Annotated in this window: 20 protein-coding genes and 1 riboswitch; of the genes, 2 read left to right on the top strand and 18 right to left on the bottom strand. The window is 71.5% G+C overall.

From position 1 onward, the window contains the following. Positions 1–10: 10 nt before the first annotated feature. From ACY34J_RS10930 to ribD, 10 genes are all read right to left on the bottom strand, one after another. Positions 11–1231 (bottom strand): hemolysin family protein, encoded by a 1221-nt coding sequence (locus ACY34J_RS10930; protein ID WP_462726274.1) that lies wholly within the window; start codon positions 1229–1231, stop codon positions 11–13. Next, positions 1228–2580 carry a hemolysin family protein gene (locus tag ACY34J_RS10925; RefSeq protein ID WP_462726273.1) on the bottom strand — a complete coding sequence of 451 codons (1353 nt, stop codon included), beginning with the start codon at positions 2578–2580 and terminating at the stop codon, positions 1228–1230. The genes ACY34J_RS10930 and ACY34J_RS10925 overlap by 4 nt, the downstream gene beginning before the upstream one ends. A gap of 213 nt (positions 2581–2793) precedes the next feature. Next, positions 2794–3270 carry a PH domain-containing protein gene (locus ACY34J_RS10920; RefSeq protein WP_462726272.1) on the bottom strand — a complete coding sequence of 159 codons (477 nt, stop codon included), beginning with the start codon at positions 3268–3270 and terminating at the stop codon, positions 2794–2796. Between the two features lie 40 nt (positions 3271–3310). Then, the gene (gene hisG, locus ACY34J_RS10915; protein WP_462726271.1) at positions 3311–4159 is read right to left on the bottom strand and encodes an ATP phosphoribosyltransferase; all 849 of its coding nucleotides are present in this window, start codon (positions 4157–4159) and stop codon (positions 3311–3313) included. A 92-nt stretch (positions 4160–4251) separates the two neighbouring features. After that, on the bottom strand, positions 4252–4524 hold the full coding sequence (locus tag ACY34J_RS10910; RefSeq protein ID WP_462726270.1) for a phosphoribosyl-ATP diphosphatase: 273 nt from the start codon (positions 4522–4524) through the stop codon (positions 4252–4254). Positions 4525–4562: 38 nt separating this feature from the next. Continuing rightward, positions 4563–5048 (bottom strand): 6,7-dimethyl-8-ribityllumazine synthase, encoded by a 486-nt coding sequence (gene ribH, locus ACY34J_RS10905; RefSeq protein ID WP_462726269.1) that lies wholly within the window; start codon positions 5046–5048, stop codon positions 4563–4565. Between the two features lie 58 nt (positions 5049–5106). Continuing rightward, the gene (locus ACY34J_RS10900; RefSeq protein ID WP_462726268.1) at positions 5107–6390 is read right to left on the bottom strand and encodes a bifunctional 3,4-dihydroxy-2-butanone-4-phosphate synthase/GTP cyclohydrolase II; all 1284 of its coding nucleotides are present in this window, start codon (positions 6388–6390) and stop codon (positions 5107–5109) included. A gap of 181 nt (positions 6391–6571) precedes the next feature. Next, entirely contained in the window at positions 6572–7219 is a 648-nt protein-coding gene (locus ACY34J_RS10895; RefSeq protein ID WP_462726267.1) for a nicotinamide mononucleotide transporter family protein, read from the bottom strand. After that, positions 7216–7824 carry a riboflavin synthase gene (locus tag ACY34J_RS10890; RefSeq protein ID WP_462726266.1) on the bottom strand — a complete coding sequence of 203 codons (609 nt, stop codon included), beginning with the start codon at positions 7822–7824 and terminating at the stop codon, positions 7216–7218. The genes ACY34J_RS10895 and ACY34J_RS10890 overlap by 4 nt, the downstream gene beginning before the upstream one ends. A 1-nt stretch (position 7825) precedes the next feature. After that, a complete protein-coding gene (gene ribD, locus ACY34J_RS10885) occupies positions 7826–8956 on the bottom strand; it encodes a bifunctional diaminohydroxyphosphoribosylaminopyrimidine deaminase/5-amino-6-(5-phosphoribosylamino)uracil reductase RibD (RefSeq protein ID WP_462726265.1) in 1131 nt (376 codons plus the stop codon). Between the two features lie 143 nt (positions 8957–9099). Beyond that, a riboswitch (FMN riboswitch) is annotated at positions 9100–9230 on the bottom strand. Positions 9231–9909: 679 nt separating this feature from the next. Between ribD and ACY34J_RS10880 the strand changes: the two genes are divergently transcribed. Further along, a complete protein-coding gene (locus ACY34J_RS10880) occupies positions 9910–11172 on the top strand; it encodes an MFS transporter (protein ID WP_462726264.1) in 1263 nt (420 codons plus the stop codon). Positions 11173–11368: 196 nt separating this feature from the next. Here the strand turns inward: ACY34J_RS10880 and ACY34J_RS10875 are convergent, their stop codons facing one another. Then, positions 11369–11599: a hypothetical protein gene (locus ACY34J_RS10875; RefSeq protein WP_462726263.1), complete on the bottom strand. Its 231-nt coding sequence runs from the start codon at positions 11597–11599 to the stop codon at positions 11369–11371. 269 nt (positions 11600–11868) lie between these two features. Here ACY34J_RS10875 and ACY34J_RS10870 point away from each other — a divergent pair, with 269 nt between their 5' ends. Beyond that, positions 11869–12561, top strand: a complete 693-nt coding sequence (locus tag ACY34J_RS10870) for a DUF5995 family protein (RefSeq protein ID WP_462726262.1) — start codon at positions 11869–11871, stop codon at positions 12559–12561. A 104-nt stretch (positions 12562–12665) separates the two neighbouring features. On the opposite strand, the gene ACY34J_RS10865 is transcribed toward ACY34J_RS10870, so the two are convergent. The 7 genes from ACY34J_RS10865 to ACY34J_RS10835 form a co-directional block, all read right to left on the bottom strand. Then, entirely contained in the window at positions 12666–14405 is a 1740-nt protein-coding gene (locus ACY34J_RS10865; protein ID WP_462726261.1) for a flavin monoamine oxidase family protein, read from the bottom strand. 53 nt (positions 14406–14458) lie between these two features. After that, on the bottom strand, positions 14459–15259 hold the full coding sequence (locus ACY34J_RS10860) for a carbon-nitrogen hydrolase family protein (RefSeq protein ID WP_462726260.1): 801 nt from the start codon (positions 15257–15259) through the stop codon (positions 14459–14461). Between the two features lie 329 nt (positions 15260–15588). Next, positions 15589–15987, bottom strand: a complete 399-nt coding sequence (locus ACY34J_RS10855) for a DUF742 domain-containing protein (RefSeq protein ID WP_462726259.1) — start codon at positions 15985–15987, stop codon at positions 15589–15591. Further along, a complete protein-coding gene (locus ACY34J_RS10850) occupies positions 15984–16424 on the bottom strand; it encodes a roadblock/LC7 domain-containing protein (protein ID WP_462726258.1) in 441 nt (146 codons plus the stop codon). The genes ACY34J_RS10855 and ACY34J_RS10850 overlap by 4 nt, the downstream gene beginning before the upstream one ends. After that, the gene (locus ACY34J_RS10845) at positions 16421–18928 is read right to left on the bottom strand and encodes a sensor histidine kinase (protein WP_462726257.1); all 2508 of its coding nucleotides are present in this window, start codon (positions 18926–18928) and stop codon (positions 16421–16423) included. The genes ACY34J_RS10850 and ACY34J_RS10845 overlap by 4 nt, the downstream gene beginning before the upstream one ends. 259 nt (positions 18929–19187) lie before the next feature. Then, a complete protein-coding gene (locus tag ACY34J_RS10840) occupies positions 19188–19643 on the bottom strand; it encodes an Lrp/AsnC family transcriptional regulator (RefSeq protein WP_462726256.1) in 456 nt (151 codons plus the stop codon). Positions 19644–19653: 10 nt separating this feature from the next. Next, positions 19654–21132, bottom strand: a complete 1479-nt coding sequence (locus tag ACY34J_RS10835) for an amino acid permease (protein ID WP_462726255.1) — start codon at positions 21130–21132, stop codon at positions 19654–19656. Positions 21133–21429 lie beyond the last annotated feature (297 nt).

Here is a 21429-nt window from a genome sequence, read left to right as displayed (position 1 = left end):
GTCTCCGCGGTCAGCCGGCCGCAGCGGGGACGGACGTTTCGGCAGCGGCCGACGCGGTGCCCCTGCGCTCTGCCACCGACGCGGCCTCGTCGGCCGCCTGCGCGCCCTCGTCGGCCGCAGGCGCGGAGGCCTGCGTGTCATCGGCGGCTCCCGGGCGCTGGGACGCCACCCGGGTCTCCGCCTGCCCGGCGGGCCGCGGCGGACGCCGGTGCGACGGGTCGCGGACCTCGCCGACCAGCATCTCCAGGACGTCCTCAAGGGCGACCAGGCCCAGCACCCGGCCGGAGGCGTCGGCCACCTCCGCGAGGTGGGTGGCGGCCCTGCGCATCACCGTAAGGGCGTCATCCAAGGGCAGTTCGGCGCGCAGGGTCGTCATCGGACGCCACACGCGCTGCGGCACCGCCCGGTCCCCGTCCTCCAGCTCCAGTACGTCCTTCACGTGCAGATAGCCCATGAAGGCCCCGTCCGAGGCGACGATCGGGAAGCGTGAGTAGCCCGTTCGTACGGTCAGTTCCTCGACCTGCCGGGGAGTCACCGACGGGCCGACGGTGACGAGCGCCGCACGGTCGAGCAGCACCTCGGTGACCGGGTGGCTGCCCAGCTCGAGAGCGTCCGCCAGCCGCTCCTGCTCTCCCGGCTCCAACAGGCCCGCCTGCCAGGAGTCCTCCACCAGATGCGTCAGCTGCTCGCTGGTGAAAGCCGCCTCCACCTCGTCCCTGGGCTCCACCCGGAACAGCTTGAGCACACCATGAGCACAGGCGCCGAAGAAGGCCGTGACCGGCCGGCAGAGACGGGCGAAGGCCACGAGGGCCGGGCTCAGCCACAGCGCGGTCCGCTCCGGTGCGGCCATGGCGAGGTTCTTCGGCACCATCTCGCCGATGACGAGATGGAGGAAGACCACCACGGCTAGGGCGATGGCGTAGCCGAGTGGATGGATCAACTCGTCCGGCACATGGGCGAAGTGAAAAACGGGCTCGAGCAGGTGAGCGACGGTGGGCTCGGCCACCGCACCGAGGGTCAGTGAGCAGACGGTGATGCCGAACTGGGCGGCGGCCATCATCTGCGGCAGGCTCTCCAGCCCCTGTATGACCGTACGGGCCCGGGCCGAGCCTTCTGCGGCCAGTGGCTCGATCTGGCTGCGCCGTACGGACACCAGCGCGAACTCGGCACCGACGAAGAAGCCGTTCGCCAGCACCAGAAGGGCAGCGAACAACAGTTGCAGCACGCTCATCGCCGGTCCGCCTTCGCGCTCTCGGCCTGGACGCAGTCGGCGCTCTCCGTACGTATGATCCGGACCCGTTCGGCCCGGTGGTGCTCGACCATCCGGACCTTCAGCCGCCAGCCCGGCAGCTCGGCGGTGTCACCGGGGGCCGGGATGCGTCCCAGAAGGTCGGCGACCAGCCCGGCCACCGTTTCGTACGGGCCCTCGGGCGCCTCCAGACCGATCCGCCGCAGGGTGTCCACCCGGCAGCTGCCGTCGGCGTCCCAGGCGGAACGTCCCTCCTCGGCGGGGGCGACGGCCAGTTCGGGCGGATCGTCGTCGCCGTCGTGCTCGTCACGGACCTCCCCGACCAGTTCTTCGACGATGTCTTCCAGCGTGACTACCCCGGCCGTGCCGCCGTACTCGTCGACGACGACGGCGATCGGCTGCTCGCTGCGCAGCCGTTCCAGCAGCAGCTGGACGGGCAGCGTCTCGGGGACCAGCAGCGGGGGCACGGCGACCCGGCTGACGGGCGTGCGCCGGCGCTCCTCCGCGGGTACGGCGAGGGCGTCCTTGAGGTGGACCATGCCGACGACCTCGTCAAGCCGGTCCCGGTAGACGGGGAAACGCGACAGGCCGGTGGCGCGGGTGAGGTTGAGCACATCCTCGGCGGTCGCGGTGGACTGCAGGGCGCTGACTCGCACCCGCGGGGTCATCACATGCTGGGCGGTCAGCTCGCCGAGGGACAGTGTCCGGACGAACAGGTCGGCGGTGTCCTGTTCCAAGGCGCCGGCACGGGCCGAGTGGCGGGCGAGGGAGACGAGTTCGTCGGGGGTGCGGGCGGAGGCGAGTTCCTCGGTCGGCTCGATGCCCAAGGCCCGTACGAGCCGGTTCGCGACATCGTTGAGCAGAGCGATGACCGGCCGGAAGAAGCGGGAGAAGGCGTGCTGCGGGCCCGCGACGAAGCGGGCGACCTGCAGGGGCCGGGACACCGCCCAGTTCTTCGGCACGAGTTCGCCGATCACCATCTGGGCCGCGGAGGCGGTCAGCATGCCGACGACCACGGCGACGCCGGATACGGCGCCGGCCGGGAGTCCGGTGGCGGCGAACGGGCGGGCCAGGAGCTGGGTCAGGGCGGGCTCGGCGAGCATGCCCACCACCAGCGAGGTGATGGTGATGCCGAGCTGGGTTCCGGAGAGCTGGAAGGAGAGCTCGCGCAGGGCCTTCACCACGGTGTGGGCGCGGCGGTCGCCGGCCGCGGCGGCGCGTTCGGCGGCCGCTCGTTCCACGGTGACCAGGCCGAACTCGGCGGCCACGAAGAATCCGTTGGCGAGGATCAGAAGCAGGGCCGCGGCGAGCAGCAGCAGGGGGGTGGTCATGATGCCGCCGCCTCACGGAAGGGGGCGGCGCAGGTACTACAGGACGATCCGTCCATTGCCGGAGGGTGTCACTCCTCGGTTCGCAGGTGCCCCGCGGGGCCGGGCTGGCGCGCGGCTCCACCAGTGCGGGGCGGCGGCGCCTGTGGCACCGCCGGGACAAGAGTAATCACTGAGGTTTTCTGTGCGAAGCCAGCGTGCCCGATGGGGTGCGGGTCACGCTGACGCCGCGGGCGATCCCGTGCCGTACGCCTCGGCGAGGGCGCGCAGAGCCCGGGCGTCGTGGATGGCCCGGGCCTTGGCGACGCCGGGCTGGATGCCCATGGCGGGCAGGCTGGTGCCGTCGGCCAGGTCGAGGTGGACCCAGGCGTCGCCGGGGCGGAGGTTGACCCGTACGATCTCCGCCCAGGCCAGGCGGCGCCGGGTGGTGAGATTCACAACGGTGACGCCCCCGGTGTCCGCGACGACCTTGGGGCGGCTGAGCAGCAGCAGCACGCCGGAGAACAGCAGTCCGGTGACGAAGAAGCTCACCTGCTCCCCCGCGCTCATGGGCAGCAACAGCGCGATCACCACCAGGACGGCGAACAGCATGGCTCCGACCGTGAGCAGGACGACCCGGGTACGGGTGGGCCGGAAGGTGACCGGCAGTCGCGGCACTTCCGGCAGGCCGGGCTGAGGGGCGGGGGCGGGCACGTCGTCGGTCTTCCGTTCGGGCGTCGTGGAGGCGGGCCGGTCAGAGGCGACAGGCGTGGATGTTGGTGGTGAGGATCGCGCGGGCGCCGAGGTCGTACAGCTCGTCCATGATGCGCTGCGCGTCCTTGGCCGGGACCATGGAGCGGACGGCGACCCAGCCCTCGTGGTGCAGCGGGGAGACGGTGGGCGACTCCAGGCCGGGCGTGAGCGCCACAGCGCGCTCCACCTGCTCGACGCGGATGTCGTAGTCCATCATCACGTAGCGCCGGGCGACCAGGACGCCCTGCATACGGCGGAGGAACTGCTGCACCTTGGGGTCGTCGGCGGGCGCGCCGATGCGCCGGATGACCACGGCCTCGGACTCCAGGATCGGCTCGCCGATGATCTCCAGTCCGGCGTTGCGCAGGGTGGTGCCGGTCTCGACGACATCGGCGATGATCTCCGCGACGCCGAGCTGGATCGCGGTCTCCACGGCGCCGTCGAGGCGGACCACCTCGGCGTCGATGCCGTTGTCGGCGAGGTGCTTGCCGACCAGTCCGGCGAAGGAGGTGGCCACGGTCATACCGCCGAACTCGCTGACGTCCTTGGCGGTACCGGGCCGGGTCGCGTAGCGGAAGGTGGAGCCGGCGAAGCCGAGTTGCATGATCTCCTCGGCGTTCGAACCGGAGTCCAGCAGCAGGTCGCGCCCGGTGATGCCGATGTCGAGCTTGCCGGAACCGACGTACACGGCGATGTCGCGCGGGCGCAGGAAGAAGAACTCGACGTCGTTCTCGGTGTCGACCAGAACCAGCTCGCGACGGTCCTTGCGCTGCTTGTAGCCGGCCTCATGCAGCATCGCCGACGCAGGCTCGGACAGTGAACCCTTGTTGGGGACGGCGATGCGCAGCATGGGAGTGGGTTTCCTTCGCTCTGGGATGGGGTGCTGGGGTGACTGCGGAGCGCGCGGGCGGGCGGTGGCGCCCTGCCCGCGGTCCGATGTGCTCACAGATGAGCGTATACGTCCTCGAGGGAAATACCGCGGGCGACCATCATCACCTGCAGGTGGTAGAGGAGCTGCGAGATCTCCTCGGCGGTGCGGTCCTCGCCCTCGTGCTCGGCCGCCATCCACACCTCGGCGGCCTCCTCCACGACCTTCTTGCCGATCGTGTGCACCCCCGCCGCCACCAGCTCGGCGGTGCGGGAGGTGCTGGGGTCGCCGGTGGCGGCCTTGCGCTGGAGCTCGGCGAAGAGCTCCTCGAATGTCTTGTTCGCCATGGTGCCCCTTAACTTACCGGGTCGGCCTCACCCGCTGTTCAGCGCCATGGTTCGGCGACGGTGCGCAGCAGGGCCGCGGTCGCGACGGCGGCGGTGGCGGCCTCGTCGCCCTTGTCCTCGCTGGAGCCTTCCAGTCCGGCCCGGTCCAGCGCCTGCTCCTCGGTGTCGCAGGTCAGCACGCCGAATCCGATCGGGACACCGGTGTCGACGGACACCTGGGTCAGACCCTGGGTGACGCCCTGGCACACGTAGTCGAAGTGCGGGGTTCCGCCCCGGATGACGACGCCGAGAGCGATGATCGCGTCATAGCCGCGGCCGGCGAGGGCCTTGGCGGCGACGGGCAGCTCGAAGCTGCCGGGCACGCGCAGCACAGTGGGCTCGTCGATGCCCAGCTGGTGCAGCTTGCGCAGGGCGCCGTCGACCAGTCCGCCCATCACCTTCTCGTGCCACTGGGCGGCGATCACGGCCACCCGGAGGTCGCCGCAGTTCTTCACCGTCAGTTCGGGGGCGCCCTTACCGCTCATGATCTCTGTGTCTCTTTCCTCGTGGTGCTGATCTGGTACCTGGGTGGATGCCGGTTGCTCACTGAGGGGTGTGCCCGGCGTCCAGCCACGGCAGGTCGTGGCCCATCCGGTCCCGCTTGGTGCGCAGGTACCGCACGTTGTGCTCGCCCGCCTCGACCGGCATCGGCTCCCGCCCCGTGACGCGCAGCCCGTGCCGGAGCAGGGCATCGGTCTTCTCCGGGTTGTTGGTCATCAGCCGGAGGCTGCGGACGCCGAGGTCGGTGAGGATCTGGGCGCCGACGGCGTAGTCGCGGGCGTCAGCCGGCAGGCCCAGCTCGAGGTTGGCGTCGAGGGTGTCCCGGCCGCGCTCCTGGAGCTCGTACGCCCGGAGCTTGGACAGCAGCCCGATACCGCGGCCCTCGTGCCCGCGGAGGTAGATCACCACACCCCGGCCCTCGGCGCTGACCCGCTTGAGGGACTCCTGCAGCTGCGGGCCGCAGTCGCAGCGCAGCGAGTGCAAGACGTCGCCGGTCAGGCACTCGGAGTGCACACGGACCAGTACGTCCTCGCCGTCGCCGAGGTCCCCCTGGACGAGGGCGATGTGCTCGACGCCGTCCACGGTGGAGCGGTAGCCGTACGCCTGGAATGCGCCGAAGGCGGTGGGCAGCCGGGTCGCGGCCTCACGGCGGACGGTGGGCTCGGAGCTCCTGCGGTACGCGATCAGGTCCTCGATGGAGATGATCGACAGACCGTGCTTGCGCGCGAAGGGCACCAGCTCGGGCAGCCGCATCATGGTGCCGTCCTCGGCCGCGATCTCGACGATGGCGGCGGCGGGACGCAGCCCGGCGAGCCGCGCGAGGTCGACGCCGGCCTCGGTGTGGCCATTGCGGGCCAGTACGCCGCCGGGGCGGGCGCGCAGCGGGAAGATGTGGCCGGGGCGGACGAAGTCGCCGGCGATGCTGTCGCCGGAGGCGAGCAGCCGCAGGGTGGTGGCGCGGTCGGCGGCGGAGATGCCGGTGCTGACGCCGTGGGCGGCGGAGGCGTCCACGGTGATGGTGAACGCGGTCTGCATCGACTCGGTGTTCGTCTCGACCATCTGCGGCAGCTCGAGCCGGTCGAGGTCGTCGCCCTCCATCGGTGCGCAGATCAGGCCCCGGCACTCGCTCATCATGAAGGCGACGATGTCGGGGGTGGCCTTCTCGGCGGCGATGATGAGGTCGCCCTCGTTCTCGCGGTTCTCGTCGTCCACGACGACGACCGGCCGGCCCGCGGCGATGTCGGCGATCGCCTGCTCGACGGGGTCGAGGCGCAGGTCCTCGTCGTCGTACCAGTTGTGCGTGTTCTCCGTGGCGATCGCGGTCATGCCGCGCCCCTTTCGTTCTCCCCCAGAGCTGTCGCCTGGGTGGTGCCCCCATCTCCGCCTGCTCGGCGAAGGCGCGCGCTGAATTCCGTCTGCGGTCCGGCGGCCTCGCATGCTCCCGCTGGGGGTACCCCCACCCGGGCCGTCAGGCCCAGGGGGACTATCGCTGGGAGGTGGCTCCAGCTCACGGGAGAGCTCCTTCCAGGGCGGCTTCACTCGTACGGGAGCGCACCCACCAGTCGCGCATGCCCCACAGGACGAGCACGAAGTAGACGACGTAGACGAGGCCGGAGAAGGCCAGGCCGCTGCTGAAAGCGAGCGGGACGCCCACGAGGTCGACCAGGACCCAGGCGAACCAGAACTCGACCAGCCCGCGGGCCTGGGCGACCATCGCGGCAAGCGTGCCGACGAAGATGTACGCGTCCGGCCACGGGTTCCAGGACAAGTCGGGGACCGCGGTGAACAGAGCGCCGACGGCGAGCGTGCCCGCGGCCGTGGCGGCGGCCAGCACACCGCGCTCGCGCCAGGAGGCGAACCGTACGGCCACCTCGCCGCCGTGGTCGCGACGGCCGCGCTGCCACTGGGTCCAGCCCCAGACGGCCACGCCGATGACCAGGAGCTGCTTGCCGACGCCGCCGCTGAGGTGGGCCGAGGCGTAGGCGGCGACCAGGATCAGGCCGGAGAGCAGCTGAGCGGGCCAGGTCCATATGGACCGGCGCCAGCCGAGGGCGAGGGCCACCAGCCCGAGACTGTTGCCGATCAGGTCGGACCAGATGATGCGCTGGTGGAAGGCTTCGAGCGCCGGGCCGTTCAGCCAGTCGAGGGCACTCATGCGGCCGCCTCCTGCGGACCGTTGCCCAGCAGCCGCTCGACGTACTTGGCGAGGACGTCCACCTCGAGGTTGACCGGGTCGCCCGGCTGCTTGATGCCGAGCGTGGTGAGCGCCAGGGTGGTCGGGATCAGGCTGACGGTGAAGTGGTCGGGGCCCGCGTCGACGACGGTGAGGCTGATGCCGTCGACCGTGATGGAGCCCTTCTCCACGACATAGCGGGACAGGCCGGCGGGGAGCGAGATCTTGACGATCTCCCAGTGCTCGGCGGGCTTGCGCTCGACGATGGTGCCGGTGCCGTCGACATGGCCCTGGACGAGGTGACCGCCGAGGCGTCCGCCGAGCGCCATGGGGCGTTCGAGGTTGACGCGGGAGCCGGGGGTCAGGACGCCGAGGCTGGAGCGGTTCAGGGTTTCCGCCATGACGTCCGCGGTGAACTCGCCGTCCGCGGTGTCGACGACGGTGAGGCAGACGCCGTTGACGGCGATCGAGTCGCCGTGCTTGGCGCCTTCGGTGACGATCGGGCCGCGCAGTCGGAAGCGGGAAGCGTCGCCGAGATCCTCCACGGCGATGACCTCACCCAGTTCTTCGACGATTCCGGTGAACACGTCAGCTCTCCTGAGGGGTGGTGGGAACGGCGGTGATGCGGAGATCGGGACCGAGCCGGGTGGTCTCCGTTACGTCGAGGCGCAACGCCTGCGCGATGGTGGCGATCCCGGCGTCGGCGAGGGCGGCGGGCCCGGCTCCGAGCAGTGCGGGAGCGAGATAGCCGACCACCTGGTCGACGGCGCCTGCCGCGATGAAGGCTCCGGCGAGAGTGGGGCCGCCCTCCAGCAGTACGGAGCGCACGTCGCGCTCGTACAGGGCCCTCAGGAGGGCCGCGATGCTCAGGCCCGGGCCGTCGGCGGCGGCGCGCGGCAGCCGTACGAGGGGCGCGAGTCCTTCGAGGTGCGCCGCGTCGGCGTCCTCGGCGACGGCGATCAGGGTGGGCGCGGTGCCGTCGAGGACGCGGGCGCCGGGCTTCACGGCGGTGGCGTTGCTGTCGACGACGACGCGCAGCGGCTGGATGACCTCGTTATCGAGCAGGTCGAGCATGTCGAGGTGGCGGACGCCGAGTTGGGGATCGTCGGTACGGGCGGTGCCGGAGCCGACGACGACGGCGTCGGCCAGGGCGCGCAGCCGGTGCACGTCGGCGCGGGACTCCGGCGAGGAGATCCAGCGGCTGGTGCCGTCGGCGGCGGCGATCCGGCCGTCGAGCGTGGCGGCGTACTTCCACAGGACGAACGGGCGGCCGAGGCGTACGGAAGTCAGCCACGCGACGTTGCCCGCCTCGGCCTCCTCGGCCAGCAGTCCGCCTTCGACCTCGACGCCTGCGGCGGCGAGCGTGGCGGCGCCGCCCGTGGCGGTCGGGGTGGGGTCGGCGACGGCGTACACGACGCGGGCGATCCCGGCGTCGAGCAGGGCCTGCGCGCAGGGGCCGGTGCGGCCGGTGTGGTTGCAGGGCTCGAGGGTGACGACCGCGGTGCCGCGGCGGGCGCGCTCGCCGGCCGCGCGCAGGGCGTGGATTTCCGCGTGCGGTCCGCCGGCGCGCTGGTGCCAGCCCTCGCCGACGATCCGTCCGGAGGCGTCGAGGATCACACAGCCGACGACGGGGTTGGGGCTGGTGGAGCCGAGGCCGCGGGCGGCAAGCGCGATGGCGCGACGCATGGCGTCACGCTCGATCGATGCTGCGGTGGCCACCGGGTCCTCCTGCCTCTTCGGGCACGGACTCCGGGGCTGTCGAGATGACATGAGCGGAACGAGACACCGGGGGAACGCCGCGTAGGGGACGCGGGCCGCCGCGGGAGGCGGCCGCTGGACAGCGGCGCACCGGTGATCGCCCGCCGCGCACTGCCTCCCATCCGGACTTTAACCGTCGGCCCAGGAATTTCACCTGGTCAACCGGCCGCTGGATGCGACCGGGTCGCGGACTTTAACCGCCGGTTCGGACTTTCACCGACCCCGGAGTGCGCTGACGTCACTGGTACGGCTCCAGTGTGCCATGCCGGATCGCGATCTATACCGGGCGGCCGATGTGGCTTGGCTCACAGAACACGCCGTATGCGTCACGCACAGCAGCCCGGCGGCTGCGGTGATGGGCGCACAAGCCGCGCCAACTGCTGCGGGCGCTTGGGACGTTCTCGCTGGACGAGGTCAACCGGCCAGGCCGCGAACGTGTTTTTCCAGCTGCCGGACAGCGTGGTGCCTGTGCGGGTGCTCAACCTGTGCGCAGCGCGTACGTGTTCGCCCGCTGCGTCACCCGATACGGCCGGAGCGGCGCCCATCTCCGTCGGCACCGGGCCGCGCAGGCCCCGTAGGCCGACCCGGTGTCGTGGCCCCCCGCGCTGCGGGGCCATGGCGGGGTCGCCGGCGCGCGAGCGCGTTGCCACCGGCGCGGCGGGCGTGCCCTGGACCAGCAGCCGGCCTGAACTATCGGCGCTGCACGCCGGCGCTTCCTCCCGCCCACCTGCCCGTTCAAGGGGCAGGGGGCGGAGAAAGCCGCGCCGGAGGCGCGGGCTGGCGGCGGGCCGCGCCGGTCGCGCACCCGGCACGGGTGGGGGCTCTTGCCGCCGGGGGAATCGCGGTTGATGGCCCACGTCGTGCTGGGAGACGCTTACGGCCTGGGACGGCACGCTTCCGGGAGGGCTCGCAGGATGAAACGCACCAGTGCGCAGGGCACGGTCTCCGGGCCGGAAGCGGCAGCCGAGCCCGGCACTGCCCAGCGGCGGTTGCGGCGGGCGCACCTGGCCGTCGCCGCCGTGTTCGCCGTGCACGGGGCCGTCACCGGCAACTTCGCGACCCGCGTGCCCTGGATCCAGGAGCATACGGACCTCAGCGCCGGTCAGCTGGGCCTCGCCCTCGCCTTCCCCGCGATCGGAGCGTCGGTCGCGATGCCGCTGGCGGGCCGTATCAGCCACCGCTTCGGCGCCCGTGCGGCGCTGCGCGGGCTGCTGGCCCTGTGGACGGCCAGCCTCGTACCGCCCGCCTTCGCCCCCGGCCTGCTGACCCTGTGCCTGTCGCTGTTCGTCTTCGGTGCCACCTCGGGCATGGCCGACGTGGCCATGAACGCCCTGGGCGTGGAGATCGAGGAACGCCTCGGCCGGTCGATCATGTCCGGGCTGCACGGCATGTGGAGCGCGGGTGCGCTGGCCGGTTCCGCGGCGGGCACGGTCGCCGCGCACGCCGATGTGGACGCCCGGGTGCACCTGGCGGCCGCGGCGGCCGTCCTGACGCTGCTGGGTGTTCTCGCCTGCCAGTGGGTGCTCGATCTGCGCAGCGCTCCGGAGGAGCACCCGCCGCCGCGCTTCGCGCTGCCCCCGAAGTCCGCCCTCGCGATCGGTCTGGTCGGCTTCTGCGCGGTCTTCGCCGAGGGCGCGAGCCTGGACTGGTCGGCGGTCTACCTGCGGGACGTCCTGGAGACCTCTGCCGGTGTGGCCGCCGGCTCCACCACCGCGTTCGCCTGCACGATGACGGCGGCCCGGCTGGCCGGGGACGCCGTGGTGGGGCGCTTCGGGCCCGTACGCACCGTCCGTGTGGGCGGGGTGCTGGCGACGGCCGGCGGAGGGCTGGTCGTCGCGGCCGTGCATCCGGTGATGGCCATGGCAGGCTTCGCGCTGATCGGACTCGGTGTCGCGGTGGTCGTCCCGCTGGCCTTCGCCGCGGCCGGCCGGAGCGGGCCCGCGCCGAGCCAGTCGATCGCGGGTGTCGCGACGATCACCTACACCTCGGGGCTGGTGGCCCCGTCCGCGATCGGTTCGATCGCCAACGCGACATCGCTCACCGTGTCGTTCGGCCTGGTGACGCTGCTGGCTCTGGGGCTGGTGCTGGGTGCCGGCATGCTGCGGCCCGCTGCCCGCACGGCAGCGGAGGCCGCTCCCGCAGCCGTACCACAGCCGACCCGGGCCGAGCAGGGATAAGCCCGTCCAGGCCGGCCCGCCGTGCGGGGCCGCTGGTGTTCCACCAGCCCCTGGGCGGCCCAGGTGGGACAGGAGCGTCGCACACTCAGCGCTCCCAGATCTTGAAGGCGCGAATCTGGTACGGCGCCCCGACGACGTCGGCTTCGCGGACACGCGGGGCGGGGCGCGGCGCGCCGGGCCGGCGGGCCCCGACCAGCTACTCAGTCTTGGGCGCAGCCCTCTCCTGGCCGGTCGGCGGCTTCTCCCCTTCCCGCTTCTTGGCGTTCAGCGGGCATTCGGGGTTGCGGCACGGCCCCGGTCCCCACACCGGCACCACAGCCCCGAGCACCTTCCGCCGCTTCACCACGACGGGCTCGACGGGGTGCCCGCACACGGGACAGACGAACGAGGCCGCTGTCTCGCTCTGCCGCCCTGTGTCCTTGTCCATGCCTCCACGGTAGGTCTGAGCACGCCCACCGGCCAGGCCCGGCACCACAGGCGAGCCGCCGGGACTGCGCTCAGCCGCGCCCCGTCTGCCCGTGCCTCTGGCGCGGGCCGCCCGACGCGGCCGGCCGCGCGCTGATGTCGCCGACCAGGGCGGCAGCCAAGCTCTGTGACCTGCGAGCACCGTCTCATCAGGCACCCGGTTACGCCGTTCCGGTCATGCGGCGGGCATCGTCCCCAGCCTCAGCGGACCGGGCTGACACCCTGTGCCCCATGACGACGACTCGCCCGTCCGCGGCGGCGGACCTGGATGACGTGGCGGAGCGGATGCGCGCACTCGATGCGGAGCTGCCGGAGCGCGACGGGGTGGCCGTGTTCAACCAGGTGTATCTGTCGGTCACGAAGGAGATGGTCCGCCGTGGGGCGACGGGCTTCTTCCAGCACCCCTCGGCCGCACGGGAGTTGGCGGCGCGCTTCGGCAACCGCTATCTGGCGGCGGTCGAGGCGGCCGCGACCGGGCACCGTACGCCGGACTGCTGGCGGCCGCTGTTCCAGGCCCGGCGCCATCCGGGGGTGCGGCCGCTGCAGTTCGCGCTGGCGGGCATCAACGCCCATGTCGGGCACGACTTGGCCTTGGCCGTGGTCGACACCTGCACCGGCCTGGGCTGCGAACCAGCGGCGCTGGAGACGGACTTCGAACGGGTCGGGGATGTGCTCACCGCGCTGGAGGAGCGGATCCGCGAGGAGTTGATGCCCGGGCCCGACCTGCTGGAGGTGGCCGATCCGCTGACGCACCTGGTGGGTTCGTGGAGCCTGGAGCGAGCGCGGGACTCCGCGTGGGCCGCGTCCCGGGTGCTGTGGGGACTGCGGCACACCGACGACCTGTACGACGCGTTCGCCGGGCGACTGGACGCTGCTGCGGGACTGGTCGGCCGTTTTCTGCTCACCCCGCTGCGGACGGGTTGAGCGCGCCCGTTGGCGGACCGGCATGGATGCGGGCCGCCGCCGCGCTCTGAGCACTCACAAGCAGCACGGCGGCGGCCCGGGGCTGGGGCCGGAGCGAGGCCGGATCAGTCCTCCGGCAGCTCCACCGGGGCGATCTCGTCGTACACATCGCCCGGACCGGGGTTGGACGGGTCGGTGGCGCCACCGAAGTGCTTCATGACGCCCCACACGGCGTTGAGGGCGGTCTGCACGGCGCCCTCGGCCCAGCCGGCGGTCCAGGAGATGTCGTCACCGGCGAGGAAGATGCCGCGCTTGTCCTCGGGGAGCCGGTCCTGCATGAAGTGGGTGAACAGGCGGCGCTGGTAACGGTAGTGGCCGGGCAGGTTCGCCTTGAACGCGCCCATGAAGTAGGGCTCGTTCTCCCAGGAGACGGTGACCGGGTTGCCGATGATGTGCTTGCGGATGTCGACCTTCGGGTAGATCTCCGAGAGCGACTTCAGCATGACCTCCATCCGCTCGTTGGCATTCAGCGGCAGCCACTTGAGGCTGTCGTCGCACCAGGTGTAGGAGAGGCAGATCACGGCGGGCTTGTCCGGGCCGTTGTCCAGCAGGTACGTGCCGCGGGTCATCCGGTCGGTGAGCGTCATGCTCATCACGTCCCGGCCGGTCTCCTCGTCCTTGTCCAGCCAGAACGGCCGGTCGACGGGCACGAAGAGCTTGGAGGACTCCATGTAGTGGGTGCGCTCGATCGCCGTCCAGTGGTCGATGGGGAACAGCGAGTCGTCGCACTGGATCTTGCTGAGCAGCATCCAGCTCTGCGCGGTGAAGATCGCCGCCTGGTACGTACGGATGTCGCCGTGGGCGTCGGTGACCGTGATGCGGTTGCCCGCGGTACGGCCCAGCCGGGTGACGGCCGGGCGCGGCTCGCCGCCGTGCAGGGACTTCAGCGAAGTGCCGTACGGCCAGTGGACGATCTTCTCCGGCTCGCGCTCCCACAGCCGCAGCGGAAGCTGCTGGCTACCGCCGACGATGCCGCGGTGGTGATCGTCCGCCTCGGTGTAGACGACGCGCAGGATCTCCAGGATGGAGTTGGGGAAGTCGGTGTCCCAGCCGCCGGTGCCGAAGCCGACCTGGCCGAAGATCTCCCGGTGCCGGAAGGACTTGAAGGCCTTGGAGTCGCAGAGGAAGCCGTAGAAGGTCTGGTTGTCGAGCTTCTCGACGAGCCGGGCCCAGATCTCGCGGATGCGCGGGACATCGCGCTCGCGGATGGCGCGGTTCATGTCGGAGAAGTCCGCACCCTCCTCCAGACAGGCGTTCCACGCGTTCGCCACGTCGCGGTAGACCTGCGGCAGGTCGTCGAGCGTCTCGGCGTAGTGGGTCTCGCCCTTGAGGTCGATGACGGTCGAGGGAGTCTCCGGCGCGAGCGGGTTGGGGAACGGCTTGGTCTCCAGGCCCACCAGGTCGATGTAGTGCTGGAGGGTGGTGGAGGACGGCGGGAAGCGCATGGCGCCCATCTCGGCCGTCAGCTCCCCCTCGTCACCTTCGGCGGCACAGCCCTCGAAGCCGACGGTGCGCAGCCGGCCGCCGATCTGGTCCGCCTCGTACACGACGGGCTTGAGGCCCATCTTCATCAGCTCGTACGCGGCGACGATGCCGGACAGGCCACCGCCGATCACCGCGACCTCGGTGCCGTGCGCGGTGGCGGGAATCGAGCCGAGGCCCGCCGGGTGGGCGAGGAAGTCGTCGTAGGCGTACGGGAAGTCCGGCCCGAACATGGTGACGGGCGGCTGGGGTTCCCCATGCCGAAGGCCAGGGGAAGGCTGGGCGCTCGTCTCAGGAACGGCGGTGGGCACCGTGGACGTCATCGACTGGACTCTCCTACGTACGGACTTGGGTGGTGGGGCGGCTGCGTCGGCGCTCAGCCGAGGGATGCGTACAGCTCGGGGCGGCGGTCGCCCAGGTAGCTGTTCTCGGCGCGGCAGGCCTTCAGGAACTCCGGGTCGACGTCGGCGACGATCCGGTCCGCTTCCGTGCCGGCGCGAGCCCGTACGGTCCCGTCGGGGGCCGCGAGGCAGCTGAGCCCGGCGAAGTGGAAGTCGCCCTCGGGGCCGCAGCGGTTGGCGTAGGCCACGTAGAGCTGGTTCTCCCAGGCGCGGGCCGGGAGGATCGTCTGGGGGACGATCTCGTACGGCCGCATCAGCGCGGTCGGGACGAGCAGCAGTTCGGTCCCGGCGAGGGCATGCGCCCGTACGGTCTCCGGGAACTCGACGTCATAGCAGATCAGCAGACCGATCCGGACACCGTCGAGGTCGGCCTGGACGACCGCCTCGTCGCCCGGCCTGAAGTACGTGTGCTCGAACTCGCCGAAGAGGTGCGTCTTGCGGTAGTTCGCCAGCCGCCCGCCGTCAGGGCCGATCAGCTGGACCGAGTTGTACACCGCGCAGCCTTCGCGCTCCGGGTAGCCGTAGGCGATGGCCAGGCCCTGCTCGGCGGCGATCTCCGCCACGCGCTGGGCGCCCGGACCATCGGCGGACTCGGCGAGCTCGGGCACGGCGCTGCCGATGGCGTAGCCGGTGAGGTACAGCTCGGAGGCGAGCAGCAGCCGGGCACCGGTGCCGGCGGCCCAGCGGGCGGCATCGGCGAGCGCGGCGAGGCTGTCCTCGGTGTGGCTGGGAACGCCACAGGGACCTTGGAACAGCGCGGTGCGCAGCGACGCCATGGGACCTCTTCGCTGGGACGTGCGGAGCCTGCCGGAGACGACCGGGCAGACGTTTGGGGAACGCTTCGACGGTACGGTCGGGCTCGGGGCCGGACAAGGCGCGTCCGTTGCGCGCCGATGGGGCTTTCGTTGCGCGTTACCCGCCCTTCCGGCGAATTCATTGCGCCGCCATCTCGCGGCCACGCACCCGACCGCTCCCCGGCCGGCTTCTCAGCGCTCCCACGACCGGCTGGTCAGCGCTCCCACGACCGGCTGGTCGGCGCTCCGCTGCAGGTCACCGCGGCCCCACTGCTGGTTCCCGCCGCCCCTTCCGCTCCCGCCGGTGGCCGTCACAGCTTGCGCAGATGCGCCAGGACCTCTTCCAGCAGCTCGGTGTCCGGCTGGTCGGCGCGGGCCGCCGGAAGGCCGATCCGGACGAGTCCGGCGTCGAGGAGGTCACTGAGCAGGACCCGTACGACGGTGAGCGGCAGGTCGGCGTCGGCGGCGAGCTCGACGATGGGCCGAGAGCCGCGGCGTACCAGTGCGAGGAGGGACATCCGGGCATGGTCGAGCGCCAGCCGTGGGTCGGCCGCGTCCCCGGCTCCGCCCACCGCCGTGACCCGGGCCATCAGATCGAAGGCGTGCTCCTTGGCGGGGCGGGTGCGGCCCCGTGTCACGGTGTACGGGCGCACCATCGGCCCGGTTTCGTCCTCGTACCAGTGCGCCTCCTCGTCGTCCCTTCCTGTCATCCGTCGGCGCCCTCAGGCACCGATCGTGCCGGGGACGCCATGTGCCGCCCCGCCCGTTTGACGAGCAGCGACATCTCGTAGGCCAACTGCCCGACGTCCGTCCCCGCATCGGCCAGCACGGCGAGGCGGCTGCTCTCGCCGGCCTCGGTCACGAAGAGGTACCCGTCCTCCAGCATGACCATGGTCTGGCGTACGGCACCGGCCTCGAACCGTTCGCTGACGCTCTCGGCGAGACTGTGGAAGCCGGAGCAGACCGCGGCGAGGTGGTCGATGTCCTCTTCGCGCATGCCCTGGGACGCGCTCGTCGCGAAGCCGTCCGATGACAACAGAAGGGCTTGCCGGACGCTGTCGGTGCGGGCCACCAGCTCTTCCAGCAACCAGTCGAACTCGCCCGTACGCACTCCGGTTCCGGTACCGCCGTTGTCCTCGCGTGTCACCGTCCGCTCCCTCGCTCCTGCTCGGTGTCCGACCGCCGCGGCTCAGAGCCGCGCCCACGCTCCAGGCCACGCTGGAACGCTCCGAAGATAGCGCCCATTTGCTCAGGTGTGACCTCGTCGCGGTCACCGCCGGACGATGAGTGCAGGGGCTCCTGGCCATCGGTGCGCAACTGGGGCGCGATGCTCGCCTGGCGCACACGTGTGGGCAGCTTGGCCAGCCCCTCCCCCGGACCCTGCCCACGCGTCGGCAGCCCGCCCGGGCCGTCCGCCCCGCGACCCTCGTGGGAGGGCCGGGCGCTCGAGCCGTCCACCGCCCCACGCCGACGGGAAGGCAGCGCCGGCAGGCGGTCCGTCGCGCCGCCCTCACGCGAAGGGGGCCCGTCTGCGCCCTGCATGGCGTCCGGCTCCGTGACGTCCGGCTCCGGCATCCGCGCCTTGGCCACTCCCCCACGAGTCTCCTCCTCCGCGGCACGGGCCTCGGGCACTCTCGTACGTGCCGGGAGCGCGGGAAGTTCAAGCTCGCGCCGCGCCGTTCGCCCGTCCGGGATCTGCCCGGGTGCCACGGCCGTGGGACCGGCCATGGAGTCGGCCGTGACCTCGGCCAGGATGGCGTTGGGCAACAGAACGACCGCCGTGGTGCCGCCGTACGGGGACCGGGTGAGGGTCACGTCGATCCCGTGGCGCGCGGCGAGGCGCCCGACGACGTAGAGGCCCAGCCGATCGGTCTGCGTCGGGTCGAAGTCCTCCGCGCGGCGGAGGGTTTGGTTGGCCTCCGCCAGCTCGGAGCCGTCCATGCCGAGACCGCGGTCGTCGATCTCCACCACGAAGCCCTTCCGGGCGTCGCCCACCCGCATGGTGACCATGGTGTGCGGCGGGGAGAACGTGGCCGCGTTCTCGACCAGTTCGGCGATCAGGTGGACGATGTCCGCCACCGCGTCGCCGACGATCCCCACCGTGGGCATCGGCGGCACGACCACGCGCGCGTACTCCTCGATCTCGCCCACCGCCGAGGCGACCACGTCCACCACGGGCACCGGGTTGCGCCAGCGGCGGCCGGGTGTCGCGCCGGAGAGGATGATCAGGCCCTCGGCGTGGCGCCGCATCCGCGTCGTCAAGTGGTCGATACGGAAGAGGTCGTCCAGGACGTCCGGGTCGTTCGTGCGGCGCTCCAGGGTGTCCACCAGCTTCAGCTGACGGTGCACCAGCGCCTGGTTGCGGCGGGCGATGTTGAGCAGCACAGCGAAGACACCCCGGCGCAGACTCGCCTGCTTCACCGCTGCCTCCACCGCCGCCCGGCGGGCGGTGTTCAGGGCGTTGCCGACCTGTCCGATCTCGTCCTGGACCGCCGCGTCATCCCCGTATGAGAGCGGCGGTGCGGCCGCGGCCGCGTCGACCTGCTCCCCCGCGCTCAACCGCCGCATCACCTCCGGGAGCTGACGGGAGGCCAGCATGTCGGCCGCGTCGCGCAGGTCTTCGAGCCGCCGGGAGATGCGCCGGCCGGCACGGGCGGAGAGCCAGACCGACAGGACGACGGCGGCGAGGCCCAGGGTGCCCGCGGTGCCCGCGTGGAGCAGCTCGCTCTTGGCGAAGGCGCGGCCACGCGCGGCGGCGTTCTTCGCCGACTGGGTGCACATCAGCATGTAGCGCTTGACCGCCCGGTCCACGGTGGTGCGCCAGGAGTCCTCGGCGACCACCTTCCCCGCTCCCTTCTCGCCCGCCCGCAGCAGGGCGTCCTCGCCCTTGGTGAGAGCCTGGAATTCGCTGCCCGCCTGGAACTTCTCGAACAGCTGCCGCGAGTTGTCCGGAAGCGCGCGGACGTATGTCCGCTGGAAGACCCGGCGGTCCTCGATCGTCGCGGTGAGGGCGCGGTAGGACTCCGCGTCGAATCCGCCGGCGGCCCGGGCCCCGGCCACCAGGGCGTCCTCGCGGGAAACGAACTCCCGGACACGTACCAGCTCCACGACGACCTGGGCCTCACGGGCCAGACGGCCGGCCTGGAGCGCGGTCAGGGCCGACTGCACGGCGAAGGTCGGCTGGACGATGTCGGTGTAGTCGTCGACGGCACGGCCCCAGGAGATCTTCCGGCCGAGTACGCGCTCGCGCAGCGCGGGGAGTTTGTCGGCGGCGGCGAGCATGTCATGCAGGGCCTTGCGCTGGTCGTCGCTCAGATCGTCCCGTCGCTCGGGATGGGCCGTCGCGGCGCGCATGGCCCGTACGGCGTCGTCGGTGGAGCGCTGCTGCGTCGTCAGGGCGCCGAGCCGGCGGGTGCTGTCGGGCGCGGCCAGGTACGCGGCCGACAGCCGCCGCTCGATCTGGATCTGCCCGACGGCCGTGTCCACGGGTGTGCCGTACCGCACGTACACCCCCTGCAACCGGATCAGGGCCCGTAGGTCTCCGGTCATCGACACCATGCCGGAGGCCCACAATGTGAGCAGGGCAATGGTCGGAATGAGGGTCAGGGTGACGATCCTCGTACGGATCGTGCGGCCAGAACGCCGGCGCATGGTCTCCCCGGAGGCAAGGGCGAAGGCAGGTGACCGGGCCGGTGGTCGTCCGGATCCCGGTCGCAGGAGGGTAGCGGGCCGGAGGCGGACGGCTCCGGTGCGGAGCGAAGAATTGACGTATGTCACACCGCACGCGGTCGGCAAGTTCCCCCGAGGGAATCTTTGTCCGCATATATCGCCGCCGCCTCCGGATGCCACCCGGGGCGCCGGGGCGGGGTCCCGCGGCGACCACTGTCCGGACGTTCAGTAGCCGGACCCGCTACGCGGGCGAGCCGGAGCTATAGCGCCGCAGCAGCGGCGAGAGCACCAGCACCGACTTGGTGCGCTCCACGAACGGCTCCCCCGCGATCCGCTCCAGCACCCGCTCAAAGTGCCGCACATCCGAGGCGAAGACCTGGACGATGGCGTCCGCCTCACCGGTCACGGTCGAGGCGGACGCCACCTCCGGATACCGAGCCAGACCGCGGTGGATCGACTCGGGCGAGGTGTTGCGACGGCAGTAGATCTCGATGAAGCCCTCGGTCTCCCAGCCGAGCGCCGCCGGGTCGACCCGTACGGTGAACCCGGTGATGGCGCCTTCGGCGCGCAGCCTGTCCACGCGCCGCTTGACGGCGGGCGCGGACAGGCCGACCTCCGCGCCGATGTCGGCGTAGGAGCGGCGGGCGTCCTCGGCGAGGGCGTGGACGATGCGTTCGTCGAGATCGTTCAGTCGCACTGCGAGTAGGTCACTTCTGTGCTTCGGCCAACTGGGAGCGGCGCATGCCGTAACCGAAGTAGATCACAAGGCCCACGACCATCCAGGCTCCGAAGACCACCCAGGTGATGACGTCGAGGCTGCCCATCATCCAGACGCACAAGGCGAAGCCCACGACCGGCAGCAGCGGGGACAGCGGCACCCGGAAGGTGCGCGGCATCTCCGGACGGGTCTTGCGCAGCACGATCACCGCCACGTTGACCAGCGCGAACGCGAACAACGTGCCGATGCTGGTGGCGTCGGCGAGCTGGCCCAGCGGGATGGCGGCGGCCAGGACGCCACAGAACAGCGACACGATGACGGTGTTGGCGCGCGGAATGCCGCTCTTGGGGTTCACCTTGGCGAACACCTTCGGCACCAGGCCGTCCCGGGACATGGCGAACAGAATGCGCGTCTGGCCGTAGAGCACGGTCAGGACGACGCTGGCGATGGCGATCACGGCGCCGGCGGCAAGCAGCACGGCCCAGAAGTTCTGCCCGGTGACGCTCTTCATGATCCCGGCGAGGGCGGCCTCGGAGCCCGCGAACTTCTTCCACGGCAGTGCGCCGGTGGCGACGGCCGCGACCAGGACGTACAGCGCGGTGACGATGATCAGGGACAGCATGATCGCGCGCGGCAGGTCACGCTGCGGGTTCCTGGCCTCCTCACCGGCCGTGGAGGCGGCGTCGAAACCGATGTAGGAGAAGAACAGCGTGGCGCCGGCGGCGCTGACGCCCGCCATGCCCATCGGCATGAACGGCGTGTAGTTGCCGGCGCGGATGCCCTGGAAGGCGACGGCGCAGAACAGCAGCAGCGCGCCGATCTTGACCGCGACCATGATCGTGTTGGCGCGGGCGCTCTCGCGGGCACCGCCGAGCAGGAAGGCCATCGACAGCAGCACCACGAGCAGCGCGGGCAGGTTGAACAGTCCGCCGTCGCCGGGCGGGGCCGCGAGCGCGTCGGGGATGGTGATGCCTATGGTGCCGCCGAGGAGTTCGTTGAGGTACTCGCCCCAGCCGACCGCGACGGCCGCCACGGAAACGCCGTACTCGAGGATCAGGCACCAGCCACAGACCCAGGCGATCAGCTCGCCCATGGTCGCGTACGCGTAGCTGTACGAGGAGCCGGAGACCGGGATGGTGCCGGCCAGCTCGGCGTAGGAGAGGGCCGAGAACAACGCGGTGAGACCCGCGATGATGAAGGACACCGTGACCGCCGGTCCCGCGTCCGGCACGGCCTCGCCGAGCACGACGAAGATGCCGGTGCCCAGGGTGGCCCCGATGCTGATCATGGTCAGCTGCCACATTCCGAGGGAACGCCGGAGGCTGCCGCCCTCGCCCTTGCCGCCCTCGGCGACAAGCCGCTCGACGGGCTTGCGCCGCATAAGGCGGGCACCGGGGCCGGGCGCCGGTTGCTGGGTCGCCGTGCGCTCGGCTTCTGCAACGGGTGGCGCTGCGCCGTTGTCCAACACTTGGGTGGCTCCTTATCGCTGCCAAGGACAGGCGGCGGCGACCGACGACGGCCCACGGCGGCAGGGCCTTGAGGAGCCTGCGCAGGGAGGGGGCCGTCGAGCAGGCGGTCTCCGCCTCTCCACGTAATGCGCATGACCCTACGAGCTACGCGAGGGGGCCCGTAATGTACGAACCTTGCGTATCGGCGCATTTTCGTTGCGCCGAGGCCGTACGCACGGGAAATCGTTGCAGGTCACTGCCGCAAACGACAAATTCGGATGCCAGGGCTCGAGTCGAGCCCGGGTGGCGATGCGCCG

The sequence above is a fragment of the Streptomyces sp. HSS9-12 genome (genome assembly GCF_054963655.1).
The sequence above is the reverse complement of the archived record's forward strand: the minus strand, read 5'-3'. Positions and strand labels throughout refer to the sequence as shown.

Excerpts from the sequence above, each read along its gene's own strand:
- ribH (WP_462726269.1), bottom strand. The coding sequence starts at position 5,048 with ATGAGCGGTAAGGGCGCCCCCGAACTGACGGTGAAGAACTGCGGCGAC.
- ACY34J_RS10860 (WP_462726260.1), bottom strand. The coding sequence starts at position 15,259 with ATGGCGTCGCTGCGCACCGCGCTGTTCCAAGGTCCCTGTGGCGTTCCC.
- ACY34J_RS10910 (WP_462726270.1), bottom strand. The coding sequence starts at position 4,524 with ATGGCGAACAAGACATTCGAGGAGCTCTTCGCCGAGCTCCAGCGCAAG.
- hisG (WP_462726271.1), bottom strand. The coding sequence starts at position 4,159 with ATGCTGCGCATCGCCGTCCCCAACAAGGGTTCACTGTCCGAGCCTGCG.
- ACY34J_RS10865 (WP_462726261.1), bottom strand. The coding sequence starts at position 14,405 with ATGACGTCCACGGTGCCCACCGCCGTTCCTGAGACGAGCGCCCAGCCT.
- ACY34J_RS10880 (WP_462726264.1), top strand. The coding sequence starts at position 9,910 with ATGAAACGCACCAGTGCGCAGGGCACGGTCTCCGGGCCGGAAGCGGCA.
- ACY34J_RS10855 (WP_462726259.1), bottom strand. The coding sequence starts at position 15,987 with ATGACAGGAAGGGACGACGAGGAGGCGCACTGGTACGAGGACGAAACC.
- ACY34J_RS10870 (WP_462726262.1), top strand. The coding sequence starts at position 11,869 with ATGACGACGACTCGCCCGTCCGCGGCGGCGGACCTGGATGACGTGGCG.
- ACY34J_RS10930 (WP_462726274.1), bottom strand. The coding sequence starts at position 1,231 with ATGAGCGTGCTGCAACTGTTGTTCGCTGCCCTTCTGGTGCTGGCGAAC.
- ACY34J_RS10875 (WP_462726263.1), bottom strand. The coding sequence starts at position 11,599 with ATGGACAAGGACACAGGGCGGCAGAGCGAGACAGCGGCCTCGTTCGTC.
- ACY34J_RS10895 (WP_462726267.1), bottom strand. The coding sequence starts at position 7,219 with ATGAGTGCCCTCGACTGGCTGAACGGCCCGGCGCTCGAAGCCTTCCAC.
- ACY34J_RS10925 (WP_462726273.1), bottom strand. The coding sequence starts at position 2,580 with ATGACCACCCCCCTGCTGCTGCTCGCCGCGGCCCTGCTTCTGATCCTC.
- ACY34J_RS10845 (WP_462726257.1), bottom strand. The coding sequence starts at position 18,928 with ATGCGCCGGCGTTCTGGCCGCACGATCCGTACGAGGATCGTCACCCTG.
- ACY34J_RS10900 (WP_462726268.1), bottom strand. The coding sequence starts at position 6,390 with ATGACCGCGATCGCCACGGAGAACACGCACAACTGGTACGACGACGAG.